This is a genomic window from Mesobacillus sp. AQ2, from assembly GCF_030122805.1.
Taxonomy (GTDB): Bacteria; Bacillota; Bacilli; order Bacillales; family Cytobacillaceae; genus Mesobacillus; species Mesobacillus oceanisediminis_A.
The window spans coordinates 3,160,136-3,185,291 of record NZ_CP126080.1; the positions used below are offsets into that span (position 1 = coordinate 3,160,136).

Genomic DNA, 25,156 nt, shown 5'->3' on the forward strand with positions numbered 1-25,156 from the left:
GGAAACGTTCCTAATTGCTAACAAAAATAGAGAAGCTCAGAACATTATATATTCTAAGCTTCTCTATTTTCTATTTGACTATTCTTTTTGCATATTCGTATATCTTATTTTGAAAACATTAATGTCACAACAATGATTGCTGTTATAATTGCCACTGCGTCAGCAAGGAGGCCGACTTTGAGAGCATCACCCATCTTTTTGATCCCGACCGCACCGAAATATACAGTGAGGACATAAAAGGTAGTGTCCGTACTTCCCTGCAGTGTGGCAGCAAGGGTACCAATAAATGAATCCGGTCCATGGACACTAATCAGGTCGCTCGTTATTCCTAGTGCCGCTGTCCCTGAAATTGGCCTGATCAGCGCGAGCGGAACGATTTCAGCAGGTATCCCTGCCATCTCCAGTCCGGGACGAATCCAGCTCACCATCACATCAAGTGCTCCCGATGCCCTGAAGACTGCGATTGCGACCATCATCCCTACCAGGAACGGCATGATGGAGACGGCCATTTTGATCCCTTCCTTGCCCCCTTCTACAAAACTTTCATATGTGGGGACTTTTTTATACGTTCCATAAATCAGGATGAAAGCGATCAAGACAGGGATGAACCATAGTGATATTGCGGATACAATTTCCATTTTGATTTACCCCTTTTTGCTCCGTCTATAGTAAAAGAACCGGTCAATCAGTACCGCTGCAACTGCTGAAACCGCAGTTGCCACAAGGGTAGGTCCCACTATATCTGTTGGATTTGCGGAATCATAATTCATCCTGATCGCAATTACAGTGGTCGGGATGAGAGTAATACTCGCTGTATTGATCGCCAGGAAGGTGATCATCGAACGGCTGGCTTCGTTTTTCCCATCATTCAACTCTTTCAGTTCTTCCATTGCTTTGATTCCGAGTGGTGTAGCCGCATTCCCAAGACCAAACATATTCGCGATCATGTTGGAAAGGATATAGCCCATCGCAGGATGGCTTGGAGGAACTTCCGGGAACAGCCTGGAGATAAATGGCTTAAATAAGCTGGAAAGCTTGGACAATAATCCTGAATCCTCAGCGATCCGCATCATGCCCAGCCAGAAAACAAGGATGCTGATCAAGCCGATACTCAGCGTGATCGCTTCCTTCGCCCCTGTAAAGACCGCTTCGTTCACCTCTGTCATTGTGCCGTTGATCATCGCAAATCCCAGGCCAATTAAGATCATTACGACCCAGATATAGTTAACCATGATCCTTGACCCCTGCTATTGATGTGAAAATATTTTTAAAAAAATCAAAAAATGACTTTTGCTCTTTTTCTTCAAGTTTGTAATAAACAGGCAAACTGGCAATCTGTTTATCGTCAAGGAAAACATTTGCCCGGCCGGCAATCTTCTGATTCTGCAGATCACGCTGGTCCTTCCCCAGTTTTTTTAATCGATATTCAACCCTCACTAGTTCTTCTTCTTCTGAAGTAAGCGGGTAAACAAAGGAATGGTCCAGATAGACTTTGGTTTTATATTGAGATTCCTTGATTCCATCCACTTTACCTTTCGAAAGAATTTCCGCTATATCATAATCGGAAAATGCCGTTTCAAACATCTGGATATGGTCATTCCAATCATCGGGTGCATTGAGAGTGACGGCGATCATTTCAAAGTCGCCTCTTTTTGCAGTAGATACCAGCGTCCTTTTTGCCCGTTTTGTATAACCTGTTTTCCCTCCTGTGCTGTACTTGTATTTTTCTGTCAGGAGCCTGTTCTTATTTTTCCACACCCTATCCCAGGTTTCTGTCGGGTTTGGAGCCCGGTGGATCTTAGTTCCCGAAATCTTCTTGTATTCCTCATTATTAATCGCATAGCGAGTCAATAACGCCATATCATATGCAGTTGATACATGATTTTCATGATCATCCAGGCCATGCGGATTGGCAAAATGAGTATCTGTCATTCCGATTTGCTGCGCTTTCTCATTCATCATGAATACAAACCCATCGACACTGCCACCCACATGTTCCGCAATGGCGACGGCTGCGTCATTCCCTGATCTCAGCATCAGTCCATACACCAGGTCCTCGAGCCTGATTTTTTCACCTGGCTTCAAATAAACCGATGATCCCTCAGCCCGGACTGCCCGATCACTTACTTTTACCATTTCATCCAACTTGCCCGATTCAATCGCGAGGATCGCTGTCATGATTTTGGTAATACTGGCAATCCTGCTCACCTTGTGCGCATCTTTTTCGAATAACACCCTTCCAGATTCCTGTTCCATTAAAATAGCACTCCGGGCACTTACGGAAACAGAGGCCTGGACTGTTCCGGGTATGCCGTATATCAACAGAGTGACGATCATTAATAGTTTCATCAAAATCCTTTTCATTGATTGACCCTCGTCTCCTTTGGCAGTTTGTACAAGTTTATGCGGGACAAGGCATGTTATGACATAAAAGGAGTGTTTTAACTCTATGTTCACGCTCTGTACTTCTGCTTTCGGCAGTTGGAATAAGAAAAGGAACAGCCTGATATTGGCTGTTCCTTAGAAAGATTATCTTGATTGAAGCATTTTTGTCCGGTAATCCGTTTCATAGTATTCAAGTTCTTCACGAATCCTCTGGAAGCCGCTTTCCAGGCTGACGAGCAAGTCGCTTAGTTCAGCTGCCACTGGCTGCCTGAACTTGATTGCATTCTTGCCGGTATAAGCGGATCGGCTGTCTTCGTACCAGGCATCATTTTTTGGAGAGAAGAATTCTTCAATGCACTGATAGTAGATTCTGTATAATGTCTTTTCCGCTGCTGGTTTTGAAAACACTTCGGCCTGCAGGATTACCTTGCAGGCATCCAGCCCTTCTTCACAATAAACCGCAAGCTTACGGAGACTTGACAGGATGGACTTATAATATTCCTCATCAGCTGGCTGGCCCTGTTTTAAGCCCTCCAGCGTTGTTCCATTCAGAAAGCCCTCAAGCTTAACGACTGTAGCGGACAGGAATTCTCTTACTTCTTCAATTTGTGTTTTTACGATTGTATTCCCCAAAATGACACCCCCAATGGATTTTGACCATGTCTGTTATAGCTAAGGTGATGTTTTTCACCTATCCCCTTCGCACTCCGTCCTTTATACCGGCTGGACAATATAATCTAAAGGAGAGCGCACCTCAAATGCGCCTTTTTGCTCGATGCCCTCATAAATTCCGGGAATCTTGCTGAAATCCAGGCCCTTGAAAATTTCCGCGAACTCTTTCTGTTCATTTATATATACCCTTTTACGATGTCTGTATCCCGGATTTTTCAAAAGTGCTGCAAGTGCTACCAGGTCCTTCATGAATACTTCCTTATTACCTGCTTTAAAGACTGGGTTTTCAGTGAATGGAGTAATGCTTCCAACCAGCTCATCAAAATACCTGACATACAATACATGCAGGGTTTTCTCTGTGCCATCTTCTGCAAAAGTGACTTCACTCCGGTTGAAAAAATCCTCTGAGGTGTTTGATTTTTCCTTTTCAAGTTCATAACCAACACATTGCTTTATAAGCATGTTATTCCTCCCGTTGGACATTCATTCTTAAATCCTTATGTAGCAAGAAATGCTTTAAAGACTGGTCTCACATTCAAAGCACTTCTTGAATGATTATTTTGATTTTATCATAAATTCCAAACTTTGTGCACAACTGCTATTGGTCCATTTCCATTGTTTCCTGGAATTTCTCGAAGAACAGATCTGCATCATCCTGCAGTTCGTCTTCTTCAATATTTTCCGGCAGTGGCGGAAGTTCGTTTATGTTTTTCAAGCCGAAGTAATCGAGGAATTCTTTTGTTGTCCCGTACAAAATGGCACGGCCTGTTCCTTCTGCCCTTCCAACTTCCTTGATCAGGGCTCGTGAAGAAAGCGTATGAAGCGGCCTCTCTGTTTTTACTCCGCGGATTTCCTCGATTTCGGCGCGCGTAATCGGCTGTTTATATGCGACAATCGCAAGGGTTTCCAGGGCTGCCTGGGATAAATGAGCGGTACCAGGCGATTCAACCAGCTTTTTAAGGTATACAGCATGTTCTTTTTTTGTAGCTAGCTGATATACTCCTGCCAGTTGGACAATGGTAATGCCGCGCTGTTCATCCCGGTCATAGTCACTCTGCAGTCCGACAATTATTTCATTGGCCTGGATTTCATCGACCTCAAGCACGGAGGTGATTTGCTTAAGGCTCAAGCCTTCATCTCCAGCTGCAAAAAGCAGGCTCTCCAATATTCCTTTCCACTTCACAATTCCCACCGCTTTACTCCTTTCTTGATGTCATATAAATTTCAGCAAAGTTTTGTTCCTGCTCGACATCGATTTCCTTCCGCTTGATCAGCTCAAGTATTGCCAGGAACGTAACGACAATATGCTCACGGTCAGATTCAGGGAACAAATCATTGAATTTTTTCCTTGTTCCGCTTTCTTTCAGGAAGGTCAGGACCTCGTCCATTCTTTTTTCAATCGATATTTCCTGCCGCGCGATCTTGGTGGACATCGGCCTTTGGAGCTTTTTCCTTCTTAAAAGCTTCTGAAAAGCACCCAGCATATCATATAAAGAGATATCAAGATCAGCGTTATCGCTCTTACTATCATTAGAGTACTCAGTAAGATCACTTGGAGGCTTCGTGTACATAAGCCCTCTTTCCTCTTCAAGTGACTTCAAATCACTGGCAGCCTCTTTGAATTTTTTATATTCAATCAATCTCTCGACAAGCTCATTACGGGGATCATCTTCCTGATCGTATTCAAATTCATCTTCCAGCTCTTCTTCATGCTTCGGAAGCAGCATCTTGCTTTTGATTGCTAAAAGTGTTGCTGCCATCACAAGGTATTCACTTGCCACGTCAAGCTGCAATTCCTTCATCGCATGAATATACATTAAGTATTGTTCTGTGATTTTCGCTACCGGTATGTCGTAAATATCTATCTCCAAAGTATTGATTAAGTGCAGAAGTAAATCCAGCGGACCCTCAAAGGCCTCGATTTTCACATTATATTGCATCATTTCCCACCAAAATTCCTATATTGAACTGCATCATTATATAAGTATAGTAGATTAACTCCATGTTATCCATCACTAATTTAGAAGCAGCTCCGTTCAGAAATCCGCAAGCGCCCAAACCATTTCCTTTCCTGCTGCATATGCTGAAAATGTATATTAGGCTATTTCACTATTAGGAGGTATGTTAAATGTCTGATGGTAAAGGCTATGGCTACGGAGCAGGTTTCGCTTTAATCATCGTGCTTTTCATTTTGCTCATCATCATTGGTGCAGCGTGGTTATAAAACCAGGCAACAGTGAAAATTGTGGAATGCCCGGCAAAAGCCGGGCATTTTCCTCTTTAAATCAGCTTTTCCATGCTACGAATAGGTGGAATATATGCTAAGCTATTGTTAGTTGATTGGGGGTTTAATTATGACTAAGTATCCAGTTTCCTATATACAATATCTCGCCCATTTCCATGGAGACAGGGATTATTTTGAATGCCATGAAATTTTAGAGGAATATTGGAAAGCTACAGATGCTGGAAATAAAAAATCGATCTGGGTCGCACTGATTCTGCTCGCTGTTTCTAATTACCACCATCGCCGGAAAAACTTTTCAGGGGCTATTAGGACTTTAGGTAAAGCAATCGAGCTATTTTCGTCAGACATGCAGGCAATACGCCGCTTGGGAATCGACGCTGATCTGCTGACCGAATTCCTCGGCAAGAGGAGAAAAAACTTGCTCAACAATGTACCATATACAAGCTTCAATCTGCCCATAATTGACGCTGAGTTGAAAAAGCTTTGCCTTGAAGAATGCAAACAGAATGGTTTTACATGGGGAAAGACTAGTGATATGGACAATCCAGACTTGATCCACAGGCACTCAACAAGGGATCGGACCGAGGTGATCTCCGAACGCAGGATGGCTCAGGAGGAAAGAAAAAGCAGGTAAAATAGAAGGTTTTCATCTCCAAAAAGTAAGAAAAGGCAGGGATTTAACATCCACTGCCTTCAACACTATTATCTTCCTGGCTGCATTTTTCAAAAAAGGATGCCGTCTCAGCATTTGCGATTGCCGTCCATTCCGGAAACATCTCCTGCAATGCATTGACCATGCGTTTCCCAATTCCCTGATGACGATGGGATGGATTCACAGATATGTGGAGAAGCTGCATCATTTTATCCTCAGCGAAGTTAACACCCAAAAGCCCGATGATATCTTCACCTTCCTTCCATAAAAACAGCTGCCATGAATCATCTGTTTCGTAATTCCTCATCGTCTGCTGAAGTTTTTTTAAATCCTTCTCATTTGGCATGAAAGATAACAAGCCCATTGCAATCTTTTCGAATGCCTTTTTATATCGAATTAACATAAATATCCCTCATCGTGGTTTGACAGTAATAAACGGAATGATACCAACACCATTTTTTCCATTTTCCTTCTAATTTAAACCTTCGCTACTCAAGACCGAGTACCGCGGTAATCAAATGCTATTCACCATTTTGATATTATATGTTTTTCTGCATTTTCTGGTTCATATATAAATTGAATTGATATAATCATACATAATCCGGGCAGATACTTCAAATTTTATCTGTGCTCTATTGTCCTGGCACAATAAAAAACCAGTAGTAGGCTCCCCATCCAACAGACATCAATAGCAATAACAGAAACAATAGCCAGTTATTCTTTTTCATACAGAATCCCTCCAATCTGTTATTCTACAATAAGACCGGGGTTTTAGCCAATTTTTAAATAACACCCTATGAACAGCTAAAAAAGCTGCGGAAATGCAGCTTTAACTGTTAACCTTTTCTTTAAGCGGAAGGTCTAATTTCACCATATCCTCGTATGTTTCACGGCGGACAACCAGCGTATCTTTTGAATTTTCAAGAAATACGACTGCAGGCCTTGGAAGGCGGTTATAGTTGTTTGCCATTGAATAGCCGTATGCTCCCGTACAAAATACTGCGAGGATGTCGTGGTTGCCAGTCTTTGGCAGCGGAAGGTCCCAGATTAGCATATCCCCTGATTCACAGCATTTCCCGGCGATCGAAACCGTCTCCTCAGGTTTATCCATTACTCTATTTGCAAGGACTGCTTCGTACTTAGCCTGATACAAAGCTGGCCGGATATTGTCACTCATCCCGCCGTCAACCGCGACATACTTGCGGACATTTGGAACATCCTTCCTGGAGCCTATGCGGTAAAGTGTAGTACCAGCATCTCCTACAAGCGAACGTCCCGGCTCGATCCAGATTTCAGGCGTTTTCATTGAATATCGGGAAGCCTGCTTTTTCACCTCAGCAATTATTTCTTCCACATATTGCGCTGCTGGAATCGGATCATCTTCATCTGTATAACGAATCCCAAAACCACCGCCAAGATTAAGGACAGTGGATTCGAAGGACAATTCATTCTTCCATTGATGCAATTTTTCAAAGATTTTTTGGGCAGCTAGGATGAATCCTGTCGTTTCAAAAATTTGTGAACCTATGTGGCAATGCAATCCCAGCACATCGATCAGTTTTTCTTCCAGGGAAATGCGCATCGCCTCGTCAGCCTGTCCATTCTGTAAATCGAAGCCAAATTTAGAGTCTTCCTGGCCTGTTAAAATATAATCATGAGTATGTGCTTCAATTCCAGGTGTAACTCTTAATAAAACCTTGGTGGGCGTGTTCTTTTCCTTGCAAATATCCTTCAGCATGTCAAGTTCATAAAAATTATCAACCACAATGCAGCCAATATTGTGCTCTATAGCCATGACCAGCTCTTCATAGCTTTTATTATTTCCATGAAAGTGGATTTTTTCTGTTGGAAATCCGGCTGCAAGTGCCGTGTACAGCTCCCCGCCAGAAACAACATCAAGCGAGAGACCTTCCTCAGCGGCCAATTGAACCATCGCCACCGTTGAAAAAGCTTTGCTGGCATATGCTACTTGTGCGGTGATTCCAGCATTTTCAAAAGTTCTTTTAAAAGCTTTTGCCCGTTCCCGGATTAAAGCTACATCATAAACATATAGCGGGGTCCCATATTTTTCAGCCAATTGGACTGTATCTACACCGCCTATCTCCAAATGTCCCAGTCGGTTAGTTTTTGCCGTTCCATGAAATTCCATGTTGTCCCCTCATCCCTTGCCAAAATATTCAATTCCCTGGTACAATATTTTCACATTTTTTCAAAAGAAGCCTGCACTTTTCGGGCATCTAATAAACAAAAAGACAGTTCATTTGATGAACTGTCTATTTATTTTTCGCTTTAAGACTTTAGTAAATTAAAAACACTTTACCACAATTCCTGGCAACGCGCAATCGTAATCTCGTCAAGAGTTCGAAGGCTGTTTGAAGCGATTCCTTGCATGCACAATACTTGGACGGATTTTTGAGCCAGGAACGGTCCTTCTAATCAGAATCTGCATAAAAGCAACAGGATGGAAAGGAATAAATGGCCACAGATATGGAGTGTTCAATGATTTTATATGTGCCAGAAACAACAGCCAAATGGTTGTACCAATCATAAACCCTGGGACATGGAATATGGCAGTTACAATCAGCAAAAATACTCTTCCTATTTTGTTTGCTACACTCAATTCATAACTTGGCGTCGCATAAGTACCGATTGCAGCCACAGCGACATAAAGTATGACTTCAGGCACGAACATTCCAACATCGATGGCGATTTGTCCAATCAGGACGGCAGCGATCAAACCCATCGCTGTAGAGAGCGGTGTCGGTGTATGGATGGCCGCCATCCTCAGGAACTCGATGCCGCCATCCGCCATCATGATTTGCAGGAAGACCGGTATATTGGATTTTTCATTGGGTCCAATGAAAGATATTTTTTCAGGGAGCAAGTCAGGGTTCTGCACAAATAAATACCATAAAGGCAAAAGCAGCAGTGAGGCAAGGACCCCCAGGAATCGTACCCATCGGACCATTGTTCCGACCGCCGGTGACTGCCTGTACTCTTCAGCATGCTGAAGATGATGGAAATAGGTCGTTGGTGTGATGATGACACTTGGGGAAGTGTCAACATATATAAGGATATGTCCTTCTAGCAAGTGGGTAGCGGCGACGTCGGCACGTTCTGTGTACCTGACGAGCGGATATGGATTATATCCTTGCTTGACCAAAAATTCTTCAATTGTTTTATCGGCCATCGTGATTCCATCGATTTTTATCGAATTAAGTTCTTTTTTGATGACCTCAATCATTCCTGGATTTGCAATATCTTTAATATAGCCAAGGGCAACATCCGCCTTAGACCTTTCGCCTATCTTCATCATCTCAAAACGAAGATTCTCATCCCTGATTCTTCGTCGGGTCAACGCCGTATTGACGATGATATTTTCGACAAAGCCATCACGTGACCCGCGCACTACTTTTTCAGTATCTGGCTCCTGAGGCTGCCTTCCCGGATAGCTCCGTACGTCCACAACTAATCCGGACGCTTCCCCTTCCACTACGATGACAATAAGACCTGAAAGGACCTGGTCGACGAGCTCATCCATTGTTTTGATTTTTTCAACAGATTGATGGGTTATCCTGTTTTCTACAATAGCCTGCAAATGGGTCGAAAGTTTTTCATTATCATTGATATCCACCAACTCTTCAACGATATGTACGATGAAGCTAGTATCACACAACCCATTTACATAGTAAAAGTGAACATCCTTTTTCAGGATTTTCAGCTTCCTGACACCCAGATCAAAACTATCCCCCAGGCCAACCTTCTCTTTCATGTACTTTTCAGCTTCGTCCAACGATAGCGGGATTGGCTGTTTGTCATTCTTCTTTGGCATAGAATCCGCTCCTTTCAAGGATGATTTCCACTGCTTTCTTCGTGATGGGTGATCCTATTTTATAATGGTCACGCCTGGCCATTTTGCCGATATCACCTATCCCGATGATCAACGGGACATCAAGCGTGTCCAGACAATAAACTGTATCACCATTGATCCTTCCCATTTCCAACTCTGGAAGGCCATGTTTATCGACACCATAGGGAGTGAGTTCACCATCCCGGTCGATGCAGAAATCCACCCGGCTCCATTCTTCCATATGCGTTTTCGAGGCAACCGCGATAACGCCGAGAACCTGGATGTCCTCATGCTCAGCTACGTATTTCAGTGCCTTTTCTCCTGCTCCTTCTCCAAGAAAACCACTATCATCAAACATGACCAACACCGGATCCTTTGTGGCTTTTTTGATTAACTTAACAAGGTGGGGCCCAGAAAGGACGGAAGGGTTCCCGTGAGAAAGAGAGATGCACCGTCCGCCAATATCGGCAGCAACACGCTCAACAGCTCGCCGTGCATAGTCATCACCATCTGTAATTAGGATTACCTTCCTTTTTTCGGCCATTATTTGCCGTCCTTTCTCTTCCCTCATTTTTATTGCCCTACAAAATAAATCCAGTGAAACAATGACCCGAATACTTTTCCGAGCACAATGGCCATCAGCAATGTTTCAAGCTTGTCATCAACCCTCACCCTTTTTGCCAGGATAGGCAGTACATTCAATACTTCTGTTAACGCAGCTGCCAGCATCCCGACAAATATGCCGCCAGCGAGTCCAAGAGGAATGGTGACGTATGGAGAAAAGCTCAATACGGGATCCCTCAAACTTCCCGCAGTTCCCAGCAAAGCACCGAGGACAACAGCCCATTCATACCAGGAAATCAGCTTCATTGTCTTTGTGAGCTGGGTCAGCCTGGGAATCACGCCCAGAACCGATAAGAATGCTACAAAACCCGATCCTACTGCAAGCCCGCTAGCCAGCCCAATAAGGATAATGAACAAGATGTTAATCGTCATCGAGATGTTTCACACTTTCCTTGTTTTCATGCAGAATGACATATTGATCAAGTGATTGCTGATAATTGAACATTTCAACCTCAAGCGGGCTCGGCTCTTCATTAAGCCGCTTTTTGAATACATGGTTAAAAAATAAGATCATGCCAACACCAATGCCGATTGAATAAGGTATCTGGAATAACAGCGGCTTTGCGACTTCTTTTCCCGTCATGATAAAATAGAGCCGCTCATGCACCGTTTGCATGCTGACATCCTCGTGGAAGTTCATGATGGTTAATGCTGCACCGAAAAATAGCAAAAACCACACAAGGATAAAAAATGGTATCGACATTCCTTTTTTCTTGTAGATCACCTCAATAATCGTTTGAGCCGGTCCAACAGCCTGGACTTCATGATCCGGATATATCCCTGTAATGAAATGAATGACCTTCATGACATCGATGATATGGATATGGTCCTTTGGAGAAATTCTTTTTACTTCAAGCGATGCCAGGTCTTGGTATATTTCTTCGCTGGCAATAATTTGGGCAATATCCTTCAATAAAAGTGATTCCTCAGGCTTGACCTGTACGCGATTCCGCATGCGGATATAAATCGTTTTTTCCATCAGATTCACTTCCAACACAGTGTTTTCCTCGTATATTTAGTATGTATTGCTATGTGCTTTTCATGAAGTCCAATAATTGGTTAAGATGGAGTGCTTTATAGATCCGGGATGTTGATTTATTTGGGGAATTTAACGGACTCATCGGTGTACTTTTTCCAGTTACAGGTGTATTAGGGCTTCAACTGGCTTTATTGGTATCACGTTTTCCCAGTTACTGGTGTTTAAGGGCATCAATCAGTTTTATTGGTGCACCACTTTTCCAGTTACTGGTGTTTCAGGGCTCCAATCAGCTTTATTGGTGTACCAATTTTCCAGTTTCTGGTGTTTCAGGGCTCCAATCGGCTTTATTGGTGTACCACTTTTCCAGTTTCTGGTGTTTCAGGGCTCCAATCGGCTTTATTGGTGTACCAATTTTCCAGTTTCTGGTGTTTCAGGGCTCCAATCGGCTTTATTGGTGTACCACTTTTCCAGTTTCTGGTGTTTCAGGGCTCCAATCGGCTTTATTGGTGCACTGTTTTTCCAGTTTCTGGTGTTTCAGGGCACCAATCAGCTCTAAGGGTGACCTCTTTTTTTCGAATTCCCGTGTTTAGGGCACCAATTCGTCCCTACCCACAAGATTTTCAGAAAAACAAAAAGCCGTATGGATTCAAAGATCCATACGGCCTTTCATTTGCTGAAGTATTTTCTTTTCGAGGCGCGAGACCTGGACCTGGGAGATGCCAAGCCGGGCTGCGACTTCTGATTGGGTTTGATCTTTATAATACCTCAAATAAACGATCAGTTTTTCCCGTTCTTCCAGTTCGTTGATAGCCTCTTTCAAGGCGATTTTATCGAACCAGCGTCCTTCTTCGCCATTATCGATTTGGTCCAGCAGAGTAATTGGATCGCCATCATTCTCATAGACGGTTTCATGGATGGAGGCCGGGCTTCGGCTTGCCTCCTGGGCCATGATTACATCTTCAGGCGATAATTCAAGATATTCGGCAATTTCATTGACAGTCGGCACCCTGCCCAGGGTTTTGGAAAGTTCGTCTTTTGCCTTCCTGATTTTATTGCCAGTCTCCTTCAGCGACCTGCTGACTTTCACGGTCCCGTCATCCCTGATGAAACGCTGGATTTCACCAATGATCATTGGAACGGCATATGTTGAAAATTTTACGTCGTACGAGAGGTCAAATTTATCAACTGATTTTAAGAGGCCGATGCTGCCAATTTGAAACAGGTCGTCTGGCTCATATCCTCTGTTGAGGAAACGCTGGACGACGGACCAGACGAGACGCATGTTCTTCTGGACAATCAAATCCCTGGCAGCCTGGTCTCCCTGCTGGCTTCTCAAAATCAGTTCTTTGACTTCATGGTCCTTAAGATACGTTTGGCTATTATCCTTTTTTACCTCCACATCCATCGGCAGAACTCCCTTAATTGCACAGCGCTTTGCTCTTTGACAGGTGCTTTTTCAAACGAATCTCTGTCCCAAAGCCGGGCTCTGATCTCACTTGTACTTCGTCCATGAAATTTTCCATAATCGTAAAGCCCATACCGGACCGTTCCAGCTCTGGCTTTGAAGTATAAAGTGGCTGCATGGCTTCATCGATATCAGGAATGCCTATTCCTTCATCTTTAATGAGCATTTCGATCATCCCATCCTGGAGCAATACGGAAATGAACACTTTTCCGTCCGGATTGCTTTCATATCCATGGATAATCGCATTTGTCACCGCTTCGGATACAACGGTTTTGATTTCCGTCAATTCGTCCATCGTTGGATCCAGCTGCGCAATGAAGGCAGCAACGGTAACGCGGGCGAATGATTCGTTTTGACTTAACGCGCTAAAATGAAGATTCATTTCATTCTTCATGGATCATGCAACCCCCAATCTCTCTAATGCAAATTCTTCCGTCGGATCAAGACGGATGATCTTGAATAAGCCCGACATATCAAATAACCGTTTGATTGGCGGCGAGATTGCGCAAACAACCATTTCTCCATGAAGCTGTTTGATTTGTTTATATCTTCCCAAAACTACACCGAGTCCCGAACTATCCATAAAGGTGAGATGTTCGAGGTTCATGACAATGTGGCGGATTCCTTCGTTCTCAATGGCTTTTGTTGCCTGCTCGCGAAGCTGGTCTGCAGTGTGGTGATCCAATTCACCACTGATTCTTATCAATAAGACGTCATGCTTCACTTCCATATCAATGTTAAGACTCACTATCCAAAGCCTCCTTATCTGGTATAGTGAGTCAAATTCTCCATTGAATCAGCCAATTCCTTCTTCAGAACAAAACTAGTGCCAATTCGCTAAAACTAGATGGAATGGCAGAGTTTTCGACACAATCATGAACCTGGCTGACATTATTTTTGGCTTCCAGCCCTGGTGAACATTCCGAATGAGCGCTTATACAGGATCCACCAGCTTGCTTCTTTAACCTTTGCATCCGCAACAAGTGTGGTTTCCGCTACGGTTTTGCCGTCTTTCACAAGCTTAAGAGTTCCTACCTTGTCCCCTTTTTCGACAGGAGCCTTAAGGCTTTTGTTCAGTGTGATCTTCTGTTTGACATCCTTGATGTCAACTCCTTTTTTTGTAAGGAGGGAAACACTTTCAGAGGTGACCGCGTTGATTGACTTTTTGTCACCCTTGCTGATGACTGCTTTACCGAGCGGATGCCCTTTTTTGAACATTGGATGCGTCTGATACTGGCTGAAAGCATAGTCGAGCATCTTCGTTACCTGCGCATTCCTCGCCTTGGATGTCGGTGCTCCAAACACGACCGCGATCGCACGCATGCCATCCTTTTGAGCAGTAGCTGTCAAACAATATTTTGCTTCATTAGTAAAGCCGGTCTTTAGGCCATCCACTCCCGGGTAAAAACGAACAAGCTTATTCGTATTCACAAGCCAGAATTTCTTTTCCGAATCCTCACGGAGGTAATCTTCATACGTACCCGTGTATTTGGTTATTTTTTCGTACTTAAGCAACTCTTTTGCCATCATGGCCATATCATATGACGAGCTATAATGTCCATCTACAGGCAGGCCAGTAGTATTTTTAAAAAAGGTATCCTTCAAGCCAAGTTCCTTTACCTTCTTGTTCATCATTTTCACAAATGCCTCTTCAGATCCACCGATACGCTCAGCCATTGCCACTGCTGCATCATTACCTGACCCGATAGCGATTCCTTTTAGCAATTGCTCAACTGTCATCTCTTCTCCTGGCTCCAGGAATATCTGGGATCCTCCCATCGAAGCAGCATATTCACTTGCGCGGACTTTTTCGTCGAGCTTCAGCCTTCCTTCATCCAAAGCTTCCATGATCAATAGCATTGTCATGATTTTTGTCATGCTTGCCGGCGGAAGCTTTTCATGGCTGTTTTTATCAAACAGTACCTGCCCTGTATCACGCTCAATCAGAATAGCTGAACTGGCATCATTGGCCAGTCCTTTGTCTCCTTCATTGGCATATCCTTTAGGGGATATAAATGCTGCACCCAGCATAAAAACAAGCAGTAAACTCGTAAACTTTTTTAGATTCATGGCCATAACCCTCCTATCTTTATAGGCTCTATTTTTATCCAACCAATCCACTTTTATACAGCTAAGGCAGATAAAACCGGTATTTTTTGTATATAAAAAAGCGGAGAGTCAGCTCTCCGCTTTCGTTCAAAGATTTTATTCTGTTATTTCTCCATGTACGAGGATTGGTGCTTCAACATGTTCACTCGAGATTTTGATGTTCTCATACAGCATTTCTCTTACTTCATTCACATCTTCAAAGTTACTGTAGATGGTGAGAAGGGATTCTCCCTTTTCTACCTTGTCGCCAATTTTTTTGTGCAGCATAAGCCCTACTGCCAGATCGATTTCGGATTCCTTCGTTGCCCTTCCTGCTCCAAGAAGCATGGCGGCTGTTCCTACTTCATCAGCGACGATTTCGGATACATAGCCTGCCTCTTTCGCTTCAAGTTCAAACTTGTATTTCGCCTGTGGCAGGTTTTCGGGATGATCGACGACCGATGCATCTCCGCCCTGGGATGCAAGGAATACTTTGAAGGTTTCGAGAGCAGTGCCGTTCTTGATGACTTCTTCAAGCTTGCTTCGTGCGTCTCCAAGGGACTCTGCCTTTCCGGCCAGGAAGACCATGTGGCTTCCAAGTGTCAGGCAAAGTTCAGTTAAATCTTCAGGACCCTCTCCCTTCAGGGTATCGATTGCTTCCTTGACCTCAAGGGCATTCCCGATTGCAAAGCCCAGCGGCTGGCTCATATCAGAAATGACAGCCATCGTCCTGCGGCCGACATTGTTCCCGATTCTAACCATTGCTTTTGCCAGTTCACGAGAATCTTCAAGCGTCTTCATGAATGCGCCTGCTCCTGTTTTTACATCGAGGACGATTGCATCTGCACCAGCAGCGATTTTTTTGCTCATGATCGAGCTGGCAATCAATGGGATGCTGTCCACAGTTGCAGTTACATCACGTAATGAATAGAGCTTTTTATCAGCTGGAGTCAGATTCCCGCTCTGACCGATGACCGCAATTTTATTTTTATTCACAAGATTGATGAATTCCTCATTATCAATCTCGACATGGAAACCTTCTACTGCTTCCAGCTTGTCGATGGTTCCGCCTGTATGTCCGAGCCCGCGCCCTGACATTTTTGCTACCGGCACACCTAAAGCCGCTACTAATGGGCCCAGTACCAGTGTCGTTGTATCACCTACGCCCCCTGTAGAGTGCTTATCGACTTTCACACCTTCGATCGCAGAAAGATCAATCTGGTCTCCAGACTTCACCATTGCCATCGTTAAGTCTGCGCGTTCTTTTTCAGTCATTCCCTGAAAGAAAATCGCCATTGTCAGCGCGCTTACCTGGTAGTCAGGAATGCTGCCATCTGTATAGCCGTCAATGAAAAACTGGATTTCTTCCGTTGATAACTCATGTCCGTCACGTTTTTTCTCTATCACATCGACCATTCTCATCATTATCACCACTTATCATTATTTAGCTGGAGAGCTATGGATTATTTTTGGCCTACTGTTTTTACAATCTCATTCACAAGTAAAAGAAAGCTGGATTTCACTTTTTCAGTTGTCTCAATTACTTCATCATGGCTTAATGGCTGATCAAGGATTCCTGCTGCCATGTTTGAAATGCAGGAAATGCCAAGCACTTCAATTCCGGAATGTTTTGCCACAATGACTTCAGGCACTGTTGACATTCCGACTGCGTCTCCGCCTAGCGTACGAATCATTCTTACTTCGGCAGGCGTTTCATAGACTGGTCCAGGATTTCCAAGATAAACGCCCTCTTTGATTGTAAGGTTGTTCTTTTCAGCAACTTCTTTCGCAACCGCTCTTAAATTCTTGGAATAAGCTTCACTCATATCCGGGAAGCGAACGCCAAAACGTGAATCATTCGGCCCGATCAATGGGTTTGTGCCCATATTGTTTATATGGTCAGTAATGATCATCAAATCTCCTGGTTCGAAGCTTTCATTCACTCCTCCAGCTGCGTTTGTAACAATGAGCTTTTCTATCCCTAGTTCCTTCATGACACGGATTGGGAAAGTGACCTTATCCATGCTATAGCCTTCATAATAATGGAAGCGCCCCTGCATTGCGATAACTTCAACGCCGCTAAGCTGTCCGCAAACTAACTGTCCGGCATGCCCCTCAACTGTTGAAACCGGGAATCCCGGGATTTCGTTGTAAGGAATCTTGACCGGGTTCACAATGTCGTCTGCCAGGACTCCCAGCCCAGAGCCAAGAATCAAACCGATTTTAGGCTGCTGAGTTAATTTCTCATTGATATACGATGCTGCTGTTTGAATTTGATTATAATCCATGAATTCCACTCCTTAGTTCAATTCCTTCAGGAAGCTAGTTCCGTGCTCAGGCATTTTTACGTTAAAGTTTTCCGCAACCGTCGCTCCAATGTCAGCAAAGGTCTTACGTACCGGCAGTTCTTTTCCTTCTTGCATTCCCTTTGAATAAACAAGGAGCGGCACATATTCGCGTGTGTGGTCTGTTCCGTAGTGAACAGGATCATTACCGTGATCTGCAGTGATAATGAGCAGGTCATCTTCTTTCAATTTTTCAAAGACTTCAGGAAGTCGGGCATCGTACTCTTCAAGGGCTTTACCGTAGCCTTCCGGGTCGCGGCGATGTCCGAACAGTGCATCGAAATCAACAAGGTTCAGGAAGCTCAGTCCTGTGAAGTCCTGACCCAAAGTCTGGAGCAGCTTATCCATTCCGTCCATATTTGAAACTGTACGAAGGGATTCTGTTACACCTTCACCATCATAGATATCGGAAATTTTACCAATCGCCAGCACATCAAGACCTTCATCCTTCAACTCATTCATGACCGTTCTGCCAAATGGCTTGAGCGCATAATCATGGCGATTGGAAGTACGTTTGAAGTCACCTGGCTGACCAAGGAAAGGTCTTGCGATGACTCTGCCTACCATGTACTTTTCATCGAGTGTCAGTTCCCGGGCGATCTTGCAAATATCATACAGTTCTTCGATCGGGACAATCTCTTCGTGTGCCGCAATCTGCAACACTGAATCTGCGGACGTGTACACTATCAAAGCTCCTGTCTTCATATGCTCCTCACCTAGTTCAACAAGGATCTCGGTTCCGCTTGCCGGCTTGTTTCCGATGACCTTTCTGCCAGTGCGTGATTCCAGTTCGGAAATCAGTTCATCAGGGAAACCATCAGGGAAAACCTGGAAAGGAGTCTGGATGTTCAAGCCCATGATTTCCCAATGTCCTGTCATGGTATCCTTGCCGTTCGATGCCTCTTGCATCTTTGTATAGAACGCCATTGGCTTCGCAGCAGGGCTGATACCTTTAATTTCTTCGATATTGCTAAGGCCCAGCTTGCCCATATTCGGCATGTTCAGTCCGTTCATTTTCTCTCCGATATGGCCAAGTGTATGGGAACCATTGTCTCCAAACTTCTCTGCGTCAGGAGCCTCTCCGATCCCGACTGAATCCATCACAATCAAAAATACTCTTTTATATGTATTCGACATTCTTTCTCCTCCTTAAAAAGTATGAATGCGTTACTTACAATTTTACAATTTTATGTTACCCTTTTTTGCTTATGATAATCGGATGCGTGCGTTTACATTTGTCAGAAGTCTGACATCTCCATTTTACTAGATATATCTAAAAACACAAGAAAAAAAGCCGGCTTTTCCGGCGGCTTTTTTGACAATTCTATGAAACTATCTGTCTGTTCTCTTTAAAATCACGTCCAATAACCCAAACTATGCTCGGGGATGGAACTTCGTATAAACATCCTTCAACCTTGTCTTTGTAACATGGGTATAGATTTGCGTCGTTGATATGTCTGCATGTCCCAGCATTTCCTGGACTGCGCGAAGATCTGCTCCATTTTCAAGCAGGTGGGTTGCAAATGAATGCCTCAGCGTATGCGGTGTCAATTCTTTTTCGATTCCTGCGTCTGCTGTCAGCCGCTTGAGGATTTTCCAGAACCCTTGTCGTGACAACCCTTTTCCATGATGATTTAAGAATAAAGAGTCATCCTTATGTTTTTTCGAAGCCAGTTTTGGCCTTCCTTTTTCGAGGTACTCTTCGATCGCATCTGAAGCCGTCTTCCCTATCGGAATGATCCTTTCCTTACTCCCTTTGCCCATGCAGCGGACAAATCCCATCGTCAGGTGCACATCGGACAGCTTTAGTCCGATCAGTTCACTGACACGGATACCCGTAGCATACATCATCTCAAGCATCGCTTTGTCCCGATACCCAAAAGGGTCGGAAAGTTTCGGGCTTTCTAAAAGCGTCTCGACCTCTTCCATGCTCAGCACCTTAGGCAAAGAACGCTCATGCTGTGGACTTTCAATATGGACGGTTGGATCATGGTCGACCGCCTTTTCCCGCAGGAGAAAATGATGAAAAGCCCGGATGGAGGCAATATGCCTGGCCAGGGTCTTCGAGGATTTACCCGAGTCTTTTAAAAACTTAAGGAAGTGTACAATTTGCGGCCGCTGGACTCCATTTAATTCCCCAAGCTGTTCAACATTTTTCAGATAGTGAATATAACTATTCAAATCGCGTTTATAGGAGACAATCGTATTCTTTGATAGTCCCTTTTCAACAACCAGAAAGTGGATAAAGTCGTCAAGCCTGTCTTCCATTTCTATTACTCTCCATTCAGATAAAACAGTATCAGCCTTTCAAGCATGCTTCCTTCTTTTTCATCAAAGGTTCCTGACACCTTGATGGCTGCCCCTTCAGGTGCATCATACCGATGATAACTTTCATATTCTTCGTTAATCCACATGATACCATAATAAAATAGAATTGTGCATCCAGTGAACAAAATGAACACCTTTAATGTATGCATGACCATTCCGAACCACGATTTCATCTTCTTGCCTCCATACTCGTTGTAACAGAGAGATTCCCTGTCCACACGGCTATACTTATTTATTAATCTGTATGCCAATTTGGACAAGAATTATACCTGAGATAAGTGGATAATTGTGGCTCTTTGCGTTCAGTATCAAACAATACGGACCTTTGGCTTATCTGATTCGTAAGCCTTCTTGATACCATTAAGCAGGCGGTTAGTTAGGATCAAGCGCATAACATGCGAAACAGCTCCCATTATAAATAAAAAGCCCTTTCTCCATTCGGAAAAAGGGCCTCGAATTATTCTGTTTCTGCCGTATCTTTCTCCTGGCATCTGTGACAAATGCCGTGGAAAGTAAGGCGGTGGTCTTTAATCTTGAATTTCCAGTCTCTTTCAACGATTTCTTCAACATCCTCCAGAAGATCGTCCTGGATTTCATCTACAGCTCCGCACTCAATGCAGACAAGGTGATGATGGAAATGGGCAGCGCCTTCCTGGCGGAGATCATATCGGGACACACCATCCCCGAAATTGATTTTATCAACAATTTTCAGTTCAGTCAGCAGTTCAAGTGTCCGGTAAACTGTCGCCAGTCCGATTTCAGGAGATTTCTCTTTGACAAGCAAATAAACATCTTCAGCACTTAAGTGGTCTTCTTCATGTTCAAGCAATACGCGGACGGTAGCCTCGCGCTGCGGCGTTAATTTATAGCTGGACGAATGCAGCTGTTTCTTAATTCTCTCGATCCTGTTTTCCATTTCGATAGTACTCACTCCCCCGCCACTGTTCTTTTATTATATCAGAACGGAAATGAGATTCAAAATAAAATTATTACAAATAAGAAACAACAGTTATTTTAAACTGATAATAATTTTAATTTAGCGAGTTGATAACAGCCTTCAATAATGACGGGGATAAATATGCTTCGATTCCGGCTGCCACTGCCAGAAACACAAGTGCGGCTAAAAAAGAAAAGATATATCTAAAAAATTGAGGCATGATCGGCTGGCTGATTTTTTTCATGAACTGATTCCTGATCATTTTCAAGGAAAATGTGACTGCCATCGCTGCAGTAATGATGAAAACAGGAATGATGATGAAGTTTTGCGGCAGGATGGATACAAATGACAGCATGAAACCGTCCCACTGCATCTGGTTCACAAGAAAGCCGACTGTGAAACCGACCACCATTCCTTTCATGAATAAAAGAACCAGGATAACCGGAAGCCCGATGATGGAAACCCCCAAAATCCAGATCAGGCCTATGAACTTTCCATTATGCATAAAGCTTTGCAAAAACAAATCCTGTCCATCAGCTACTTTACCGGAAGCAGCCTGGCCAAAAAATTGTGATAGATAATAGAATAAATCTTCCTTTTGAGTGAAACTGAGGCTATTCACAATTACTGCCCCAAAGATGACGCCCATCAGAAAAAGGACAACGACAAAAAGATAGATTGAGGAATATTCTCGTAAATGGCTTACTGCGACGTCCTGGTACCTTCGTTTCTTCATCTCTTTTCCTCCTGCATATTGGTTACTACCATCATATGCTTGGACGGGAAGTCTATGACTCTGGAAGAAGAATTTTCGCTTTATTTAATAGAAACAAAAATCCGGCCTGTCTGGACCGGATTTACATATCTGCTATTTTCCCATACTTTCCTCCGCCCCCAGCCAGGAAGCCAAGTTGTCCTTTTCTTGCCTTGTCTATTGTGATTGCCGTCTTTTCAGGAATCAGCTGTTTCAAGGAGTCTAGAGGGACAGAGTGAAGGACTGCCATTTCTGTTCCGAAATGATCCATTAGCTTTTCCAGCATTTTCGGCCCAAGACCAGGAATGAACTCTAGTGGAACCTGATGGATATATGGCGGCCTCCCAGGCTTATTCCCATCTGCTGTCTTGAGTTCGCGTATCCTGTCAGCAACCCCTTTGACGATTTTGCCAGAGCCACATTGCCTGCAGACCTCATCAATGGTCGGAATAGGAGTCAGGCAGTTTGCACAGACGGTATGATGGTATTTTCCGAGTTGCGGATCCAGGCCGTAATTTGCTTTTATCCGTCTTCCTGCAGATTCCTTTAGTGCTAGTGCCAATTCACCAAAAGAAGGCTCTTTCATTTCAATCTTCTGGTATTCTCTAGCGATTTTCGCTAGGGAATGGGCATCCGAGTTCGTGACAAAAGGATAACGATGGATTTCGGAAAGCTGATCGGCCATCATTGTATCTGAGCTTAACCCCAGCTCGATGCCATCAATCATCTCGGGATCAAATACTTCTGTTAAAGAATGTTTTACACCTTTTCCATACAAGCTTTTAAAAGGAGTAAAAACATGTGCAGGGATGAAAATCCCCCCAAGTTCCTTTACTTTCCTCTGCAATTCACGCCCGGTAACATATATTCTCTGCGAGCTTAAGGTAATGTTTTTCAAGTGATTCTCCAGCCACATCGAAAACATTCTCATGGTTTTTAGGGTTGGCAGGTAGCACAAGACATGGAGTGGCCCCTGTGTGCTCTCATCATTGATCTCAAGTTCCGACCCGAGGATGATGCTCATCCCGCCATAGTTCAAGCCGCCATCGGGATGTTCCTCAAGTTCACCTGCGATTAGCAAATTCTGCATTTCATCAAGTACCTCAGGTGAATGGCTGTCAATGATCCCGATCATGTCCATCCCTTTATAATCCCTGGCATGCCGGATAATATTGCTGAAGGTCAATGACTTTGCTCCGGTGATTTTCACTGCCCTGCCCGATTTCGTCCTGCCTATATGGATATGAAGATCGACAAAGTATTCCCGCATTTATTTACCCAATGCCTCTTGCAATTGCAAATGCTGTACAGCATATGCCGTTTTTGCATCATATATTTTTTGTTCTTTTACCAGTTGGATGGCTTCTTCAAGACTTACTTCAATCAAATTGACAAATTCGTCTTCGTCTGCTGCTGCCGGGTTGGCTTTTTTCGCAAGTCCGGTTGCTTTATAGACATGGATGATTTCATCTGCGAACCCTGGAGACGTATAGAAGGAGATCATCCACTCCATGCTGGCGCATTCATAACCGGTTTCTTCTTCAAGCTCACGGGCAGCGCATATTTCCGGCTTTTCACCAGCCTCGAGCTTTCCTGCCGGTATTTCGACGATGGTCCTTTCAAGCGCCTTTCTGTATTGTTCGACCATGATGATTTTATTGTCATCAGTAACCGGAATCACCGCCACTGCACCGGGATGCTTGATGATTTCCCGTTTAGAAGTTTTCCCGTTCGGCAATTCCACCTCGTCTACCTGCAGGCTGATGACTTTTCCTGTGAAAATCTGTTCTGTCTTCAATGTTTTTTCTTCAAGAGATTTCATACATGTCCACTCCTGTTCTAATCCGAGATCAAATGCTCATACATTTTACCATACTTATCTGAAAGGGGTATGGCGATGAAAGTGTACGTGCATGGTCAAGGCTTCACGATTGCTGGCAAAGCGTGGGAAATCAAAGCGATTTTAAAAGAGTATGGCAAAAAGCATCATCTTGTGAAAGACTGGGTTGAAGCAGTCAGTCAGTCGGTGGGCCGTCCAGATTAGTTGAACCCGCTCCTTCCATTCCGATAAAATGGAGATATTATTGTGGAACGGAGTGATGGAATGAAAAAAAGGCAATTAGGGTCTTCTGGATTATTTGTTAGTGAAATTGGTCTTGGCTGCATGTCGCTTGGTACAGATTATTCCAAGGCACAGGCAGTGGTCGAAGCTGCCCTCGAGGAAGGGATCAATTATTTCGATACCGCCGATTTATATGACTTTGGAGAAAATGAAAGGATTGTCGGACAGGCACTGAGGAATGTCAGGGACCAGGTTGTCATTGCAACGAAAGCCGGCAATCGCTGGACCGAGACGAAGGACAGCTGGACCTGGGACCCCTCAAAAAGCCATATCAAAGAGGCTGTCAAACAAAGTCTGAAAAGATTGGATACCGATTATATTGACCTTTATCAGCTTCATGGCGGGACGATTGAGGATCCTATTGACGAAACGATCGAGGCTTTTGAAGAGTTAAAAGCTGAGGGCTTTATAAAGCATTATGGCATTTCCTCGATCAGACCCAATGTCATCCGCGAATATGCACAAAAATCCAATATTGTCTCTGTCATGATGCAATACAGCATGCTCGACAGACGTCCGGAAGAAGAAGCACTTCCGCTTCTTGATGAAAAAGGGATCAGCGTTGTAACCCGAGGAACCGTCGCAAAAGGGATGCTCAGCGACAGGCTGCTTGAAAAGGCCCCTCCCAAAGGATTTCTTGATTACAGCTATGATGAATTGCAGGAAGTATTGCCGTTATTGAAGGAAAAACTGGCATCTTCCCATTCTCTTACAGAAGCAGCGATTCAGTATAACCTGGCAGACCCCGCTGTTGCTTCGATTGTCGCCGGCGCAAGCAGCCCCGGGCAAATAAGAGAAAACGCCCGGGCAGCAAGAGCTAATCCACTTTCTCCGGAAGAAATCCGTTTAATCAAATCGCTTACGAAAGCAAACCAGTATGATCAGCATAGATAAACAATAAAGTTTTGGACATATTCGTCTTTTCGGCGAGTATGTCCTTTTTAAATTCTAGCTTTTCTTTAAGCCAGCAGCAGCAAGATTGTATAAGCTGCCAGGCCTGCCGCAAAGGACCAAAAGTTGCTTTCCCTCTCTTCCGGCAGCTCTTCCTTCATGACATTCAGAATGACACCGCCGGCCAGCAATGCGAAGAGGACGGCAATGATATTTTCATGCACTTCCACCATTACGCCAATCGCCCATCCAGTTATGATTGCACCAGCCAGCAGCCATCTTCCAATCCTATCATAAATCTCCTTATGTGCCTCCCTGAGAGCATGATCACTTGTGATGAAGTGTACCGCAAGGGCGATGAAGTACAAAACCAGCCCTTTGATGGACTCTTGTTCTCCATGCAGCAATAGATATCCAATCAATCCGTTGTAAAGGAAAAAGGAGGTTATATGAATCCAGAACACACCCTTTGATGTCCGGTTCAGATTATTCTCTTCCTGCTGTTTTTTCTTTGATGTTTTAACCATGCGCTCCAGTCCATAAAAAAAAGCCAAACCAAGCATTGCGACAATATATGTATGGTTCTCAAAGAACATGAGGGCTTGTGACTGAATATTACGATCCAGTATCTCATTATGCTTATTCAGTTCAGGAAGCAAGTGGATGAAGACGTACGCCACCGAAATGCCGCCGGCTGCTGACAGCAGCCTGCTTCTCGGTACGTTATCAAGAAATGGTAAATATCTAGAAAATAGATGAACGGCAACAAAACCTGCTGCCAGGATGAAAGTTGTAAAAATCATGTTATTGCTCCTTTGC

The 25,156-nt window shown here is 43.9% G+C and carries 31 protein-coding genes; 4 read left to right on the plus strand and 27 right to left on the minus strand.

Features of this window, described 5'->3' with window-relative positions:
* Positions 1-104: 104 nt before the first annotated feature.
* The 7 genes from QNH36_RS15935 to QNH36_RS15965 all read right to left on the minus strand — a co-directional run bounded on the left by QNH36_RS15935 (position 105) and on the right by QNH36_RS15965 (position 4,997).
* Positions 105-638, minus strand: coding sequence for a spore maturation protein (locus QNH36_RS15935; RefSeq protein WP_144476645.1), 534 nt, complete (start codon positions 636-638; stop codon positions 105-107).
* Positions 639-644: 6 nt separating this feature from the next.
* A complete protein-coding gene (locus tag QNH36_RS15940; protein ID WP_144476642.1) occupies positions 645-1,232 on the minus strand; it encodes a nucleoside recognition domain-containing protein in 588 nt (195 codons plus the stop codon).
* Positions 1,225-2,364 (minus strand): D-alanyl-D-alanine carboxypeptidase family protein, encoded by a 1,140-nt coding sequence (locus QNH36_RS15945; protein ID WP_283903791.1) that lies wholly within the window; start codon positions 2,362-2,364, stop codon positions 1,225-1,227. The genes QNH36_RS15940 and QNH36_RS15945 overlap by 8 nt, the downstream gene beginning before the upstream one ends.
* Before the next feature lie 165 nt (positions 2,365-2,529).
* Positions 2,530-3,018, minus strand: coding sequence for a YpuI family protein (locus QNH36_RS15950; RefSeq protein ID WP_144476635.1), 489 nt, complete (start codon positions 3,016-3,018; stop codon positions 2,530-2,532).
* Positions 3,019-3,099: 81 nt separating this feature from the next.
* Positions 3,100-3,519, minus strand: coding sequence for a hypothetical protein (locus QNH36_RS15955; RefSeq protein WP_144476632.1), 420 nt, complete (start codon positions 3,517-3,519; stop codon positions 3,100-3,102).
* A 136-nt stretch (positions 3,520-3,655) separates the two neighbouring features.
* Complete coding sequence (scpB, locus tag QNH36_RS15960; protein ID WP_283903792.1) at positions 3,656-4,249, minus strand: SMC-Scp complex subunit ScpB; 594 nt, start codon at positions 4,247-4,249, stop codon at positions 3,656-3,658.
* A gap of 4 nt (positions 4,250-4,253) precedes the next feature.
* Positions 4,254-4,997, minus strand: coding sequence for a segregation/condensation protein A (locus QNH36_RS15965; protein WP_144476942.1), 744 nt, complete (start codon positions 4,995-4,997; stop codon positions 4,254-4,256).
* Positions 4,998-5,185: 188 nt separating this feature from the next.
* Between QNH36_RS15965 and QNH36_RS15970 the strand changes: the two genes are divergently transcribed.
* Entirely contained in the window at positions 5,186-5,281 is a 96-nt protein-coding gene (locus QNH36_RS15970) for a YjcZ family sporulation protein (protein WP_144476626.1), read from the plus strand.
* A 130-nt stretch (positions 5,282-5,411) separates the two neighbouring features.
* Positions 5,412-5,936: a DUF309 domain-containing protein gene (locus QNH36_RS15975; RefSeq protein WP_144476623.1), complete on the plus strand. Its 525-nt coding sequence runs from the start codon at positions 5,412-5,414 to the stop codon at positions 5,934-5,936.
* 43 nt (positions 5,937-5,979) lie between these two features.
* On the opposite strand, the gene QNH36_RS15980 is transcribed toward QNH36_RS15975, so the two are convergent.
* The 19 genes from QNH36_RS15980 to QNH36_RS16070 all read right to left on the minus strand — a co-directional run bounded on the left by QNH36_RS15980 (position 5,980) and on the right by QNH36_RS16070 (position 23,146).
* Complete coding sequence (locus tag QNH36_RS15980; RefSeq protein WP_251540765.1) at positions 5,980-6,357, minus strand: GNAT family N-acetyltransferase; 378 nt, start codon at positions 6,355-6,357, stop codon at positions 5,980-5,982.
* Between the two features lie 426 nt (positions 6,358-6,783).
* Positions 6,784-8,103 carry a diaminopimelate decarboxylase gene (gene lysA / locus QNH36_RS15985; protein ID WP_283903793.1) on the minus strand — a complete coding sequence of 440 codons (1,320 nt, stop codon included), beginning with the start codon at positions 8,101-8,103 and terminating at the stop codon, positions 6,784-6,786.
* A gap of 204 nt (positions 8,104-8,307) precedes the next feature.
* Positions 8,308-9,786, minus strand: coding sequence for a spore germination protein (locus QNH36_RS15990; RefSeq protein WP_144476614.1), 1,479 nt, complete (start codon positions 9,784-9,786; stop codon positions 8,308-8,310).
* Positions 9,770-10,348, minus strand: a complete 579-nt coding sequence (spoVAEA, locus tag QNH36_RS15995; protein WP_144476611.1) for a stage V sporulation protein SpoVABEA — start codon at positions 10,346-10,348, stop codon at positions 9,770-9,772. The genes QNH36_RS15990 and spoVAEA overlap by 17 nt, the downstream gene beginning before the upstream one ends.
* Positions 10,349-10,377: 29 nt before the next feature.
* The gene (locus QNH36_RS16000; protein WP_144476608.1) at positions 10,378-10,800 is read right to left on the minus strand and encodes a stage V sporulation protein AB; all 423 of its coding nucleotides are present in this window, start codon (positions 10,798-10,800) and stop codon (positions 10,378-10,380) included.
* Positions 10,790-11,407, minus strand: a complete 618-nt coding sequence (locus QNH36_RS16005) for a stage V sporulation protein AA (RefSeq protein WP_144476939.1) — start codon at positions 11,405-11,407, stop codon at positions 10,790-10,792. Before QNH36_RS16005 ends, QNH36_RS16000 begins: the two co-directional genes overlap by 11 nt.
* Before the next feature lie 646 nt (positions 11,408-12,053).
* A complete protein-coding gene (sigF, locus tag QNH36_RS16010; RefSeq protein WP_144476605.1) occupies positions 12,054-12,812 on the minus strand; it encodes an RNA polymerase sporulation sigma factor SigF in 759 nt (252 codons plus the stop codon).
* A gap of 13 nt (positions 12,813-12,825) precedes the next feature.
* On the minus strand, positions 12,826-13,266 hold the full coding sequence (gene spoIIAB, locus QNH36_RS16015) for an anti-sigma F factor (RefSeq protein ID WP_144476602.1): 441 nt from the start codon (positions 13,264-13,266) through the stop codon (positions 12,826-12,828).
* A gap of 3 nt (positions 13,267-13,269) precedes the next feature.
* Complete coding sequence (gene spoIIAA / locus QNH36_RS16020) at positions 13,270-13,620, minus strand: anti-sigma F factor antagonist (RefSeq protein ID WP_144476600.1); 351 nt, start codon at positions 13,618-13,620, stop codon at positions 13,270-13,272.
* A 143-nt stretch (positions 13,621-13,763) separates the two neighbouring features.
* The gene (locus tag QNH36_RS16025; RefSeq protein WP_222125066.1) at positions 13,764-14,942 is read right to left on the minus strand and encodes a D-alanyl-D-alanine carboxypeptidase family protein; all 1,179 of its coding nucleotides are present in this window, start codon (positions 14,940-14,942) and stop codon (positions 13,764-13,766) included.
* 135 nt (positions 14,943-15,077) lie between these two features.
* Entirely contained in the window at positions 15,078-16,382 is a 1,305-nt protein-coding gene (locus QNH36_RS16030; protein ID WP_144476936.1) for a pyrimidine-nucleoside phosphorylase, read from the minus strand.
* A 41-nt stretch (positions 16,383-16,423) separates the two neighbouring features.
* Positions 16,424-17,248 carry a purine-nucleoside phosphorylase gene (locus tag QNH36_RS16035; protein ID WP_251540767.1) on the minus strand — a complete coding sequence of 275 codons (825 nt, stop codon included), beginning with the start codon at positions 17,246-17,248 and terminating at the stop codon, positions 16,424-16,426.
* 12 nt (positions 17,249-17,260) lie between these two features.
* The gene (gene deoB, locus QNH36_RS16040) at positions 17,261-18,442 is read right to left on the minus strand and encodes a phosphopentomutase (protein ID WP_251540768.1); all 1,182 of its coding nucleotides are present in this window, start codon (positions 18,440-18,442) and stop codon (positions 17,261-17,263) included.
* A gap of 237 nt (positions 18,443-18,679) precedes the next feature.
* Complete coding sequence (gene xerD / locus QNH36_RS16045) at positions 18,680-19,573, minus strand: site-specific tyrosine recombinase XerD (RefSeq protein WP_144476588.1); 894 nt, start codon at positions 19,571-19,573, stop codon at positions 18,680-18,682.
* 5 nt (positions 19,574-19,578) lie between these two features.
* A complete protein-coding gene (locus tag QNH36_RS16050) occupies positions 19,579-19,806 on the minus strand; it encodes a YqzK family protein (RefSeq protein ID WP_144476585.1) in 228 nt (75 codons plus the stop codon).
* A 284-nt stretch (positions 19,807-20,090) separates the two neighbouring features.
* On the minus strand, positions 20,091-20,549 hold the full coding sequence (gene fur / locus QNH36_RS16055; protein WP_144476933.1) for a ferric iron uptake transcriptional regulator: 459 nt from the start codon (positions 20,547-20,549) through the stop codon (positions 20,091-20,093).
* A gap of 115 nt (positions 20,550-20,664) precedes the next feature.
* Positions 20,665-21,306: a stage II sporulation protein M gene (spoIIM, locus tag QNH36_RS16060; RefSeq protein WP_251540769.1), complete on the minus strand. Its 642-nt coding sequence runs from the start codon at positions 21,304-21,306 to the stop codon at positions 20,665-20,667.
* Positions 21,307-21,427: 121 nt separating this feature from the next.
* A complete protein-coding gene (locus tag QNH36_RS16065) occupies positions 21,428-22,594 on the minus strand; it encodes an endonuclease Q family protein (RefSeq protein ID WP_283903794.1) in 1,167 nt (388 codons plus the stop codon).
* Positions 22,595-23,146: an NUDIX hydrolase gene (locus QNH36_RS16070; protein WP_144476576.1), complete on the minus strand. Its 552-nt coding sequence runs from the start codon at positions 23,144-23,146 to the stop codon at positions 22,595-22,597.
* A 75-nt stretch (positions 23,147-23,221) separates the two neighbouring features.
* Between QNH36_RS16070 and mciZ the strand changes: the two genes are divergently transcribed.
* A complete protein-coding gene (gene mciZ, locus QNH36_RS16075; RefSeq protein ID WP_144476573.1) occupies positions 23,222-23,368 on the plus strand; it encodes a Z-ring formation inhibitor MciZ in 147 nt (48 codons plus the stop codon).
* 60 nt (positions 23,369-23,428) lie between these two features.
* A complete protein-coding gene (locus QNH36_RS16080) occupies positions 23,429-24,340 on the plus strand; it encodes an aldo/keto reductase (RefSeq protein ID WP_283903795.1) in 912 nt (303 codons plus the stop codon).
* A 65-nt stretch (positions 24,341-24,405) separates the two neighbouring features.
* On the opposite strand, the gene QNH36_RS16085 is transcribed toward QNH36_RS16080, so the two are convergent.
* Complete coding sequence (locus QNH36_RS16085; RefSeq protein WP_251540773.1) at positions 24,406-25,140, minus strand: ZIP family transporter; 735 nt, start codon at positions 25,138-25,140, stop codon at positions 24,406-24,408.
* Between the last annotated feature and the right edge of the window lie 16 nt (positions 25,141-25,156).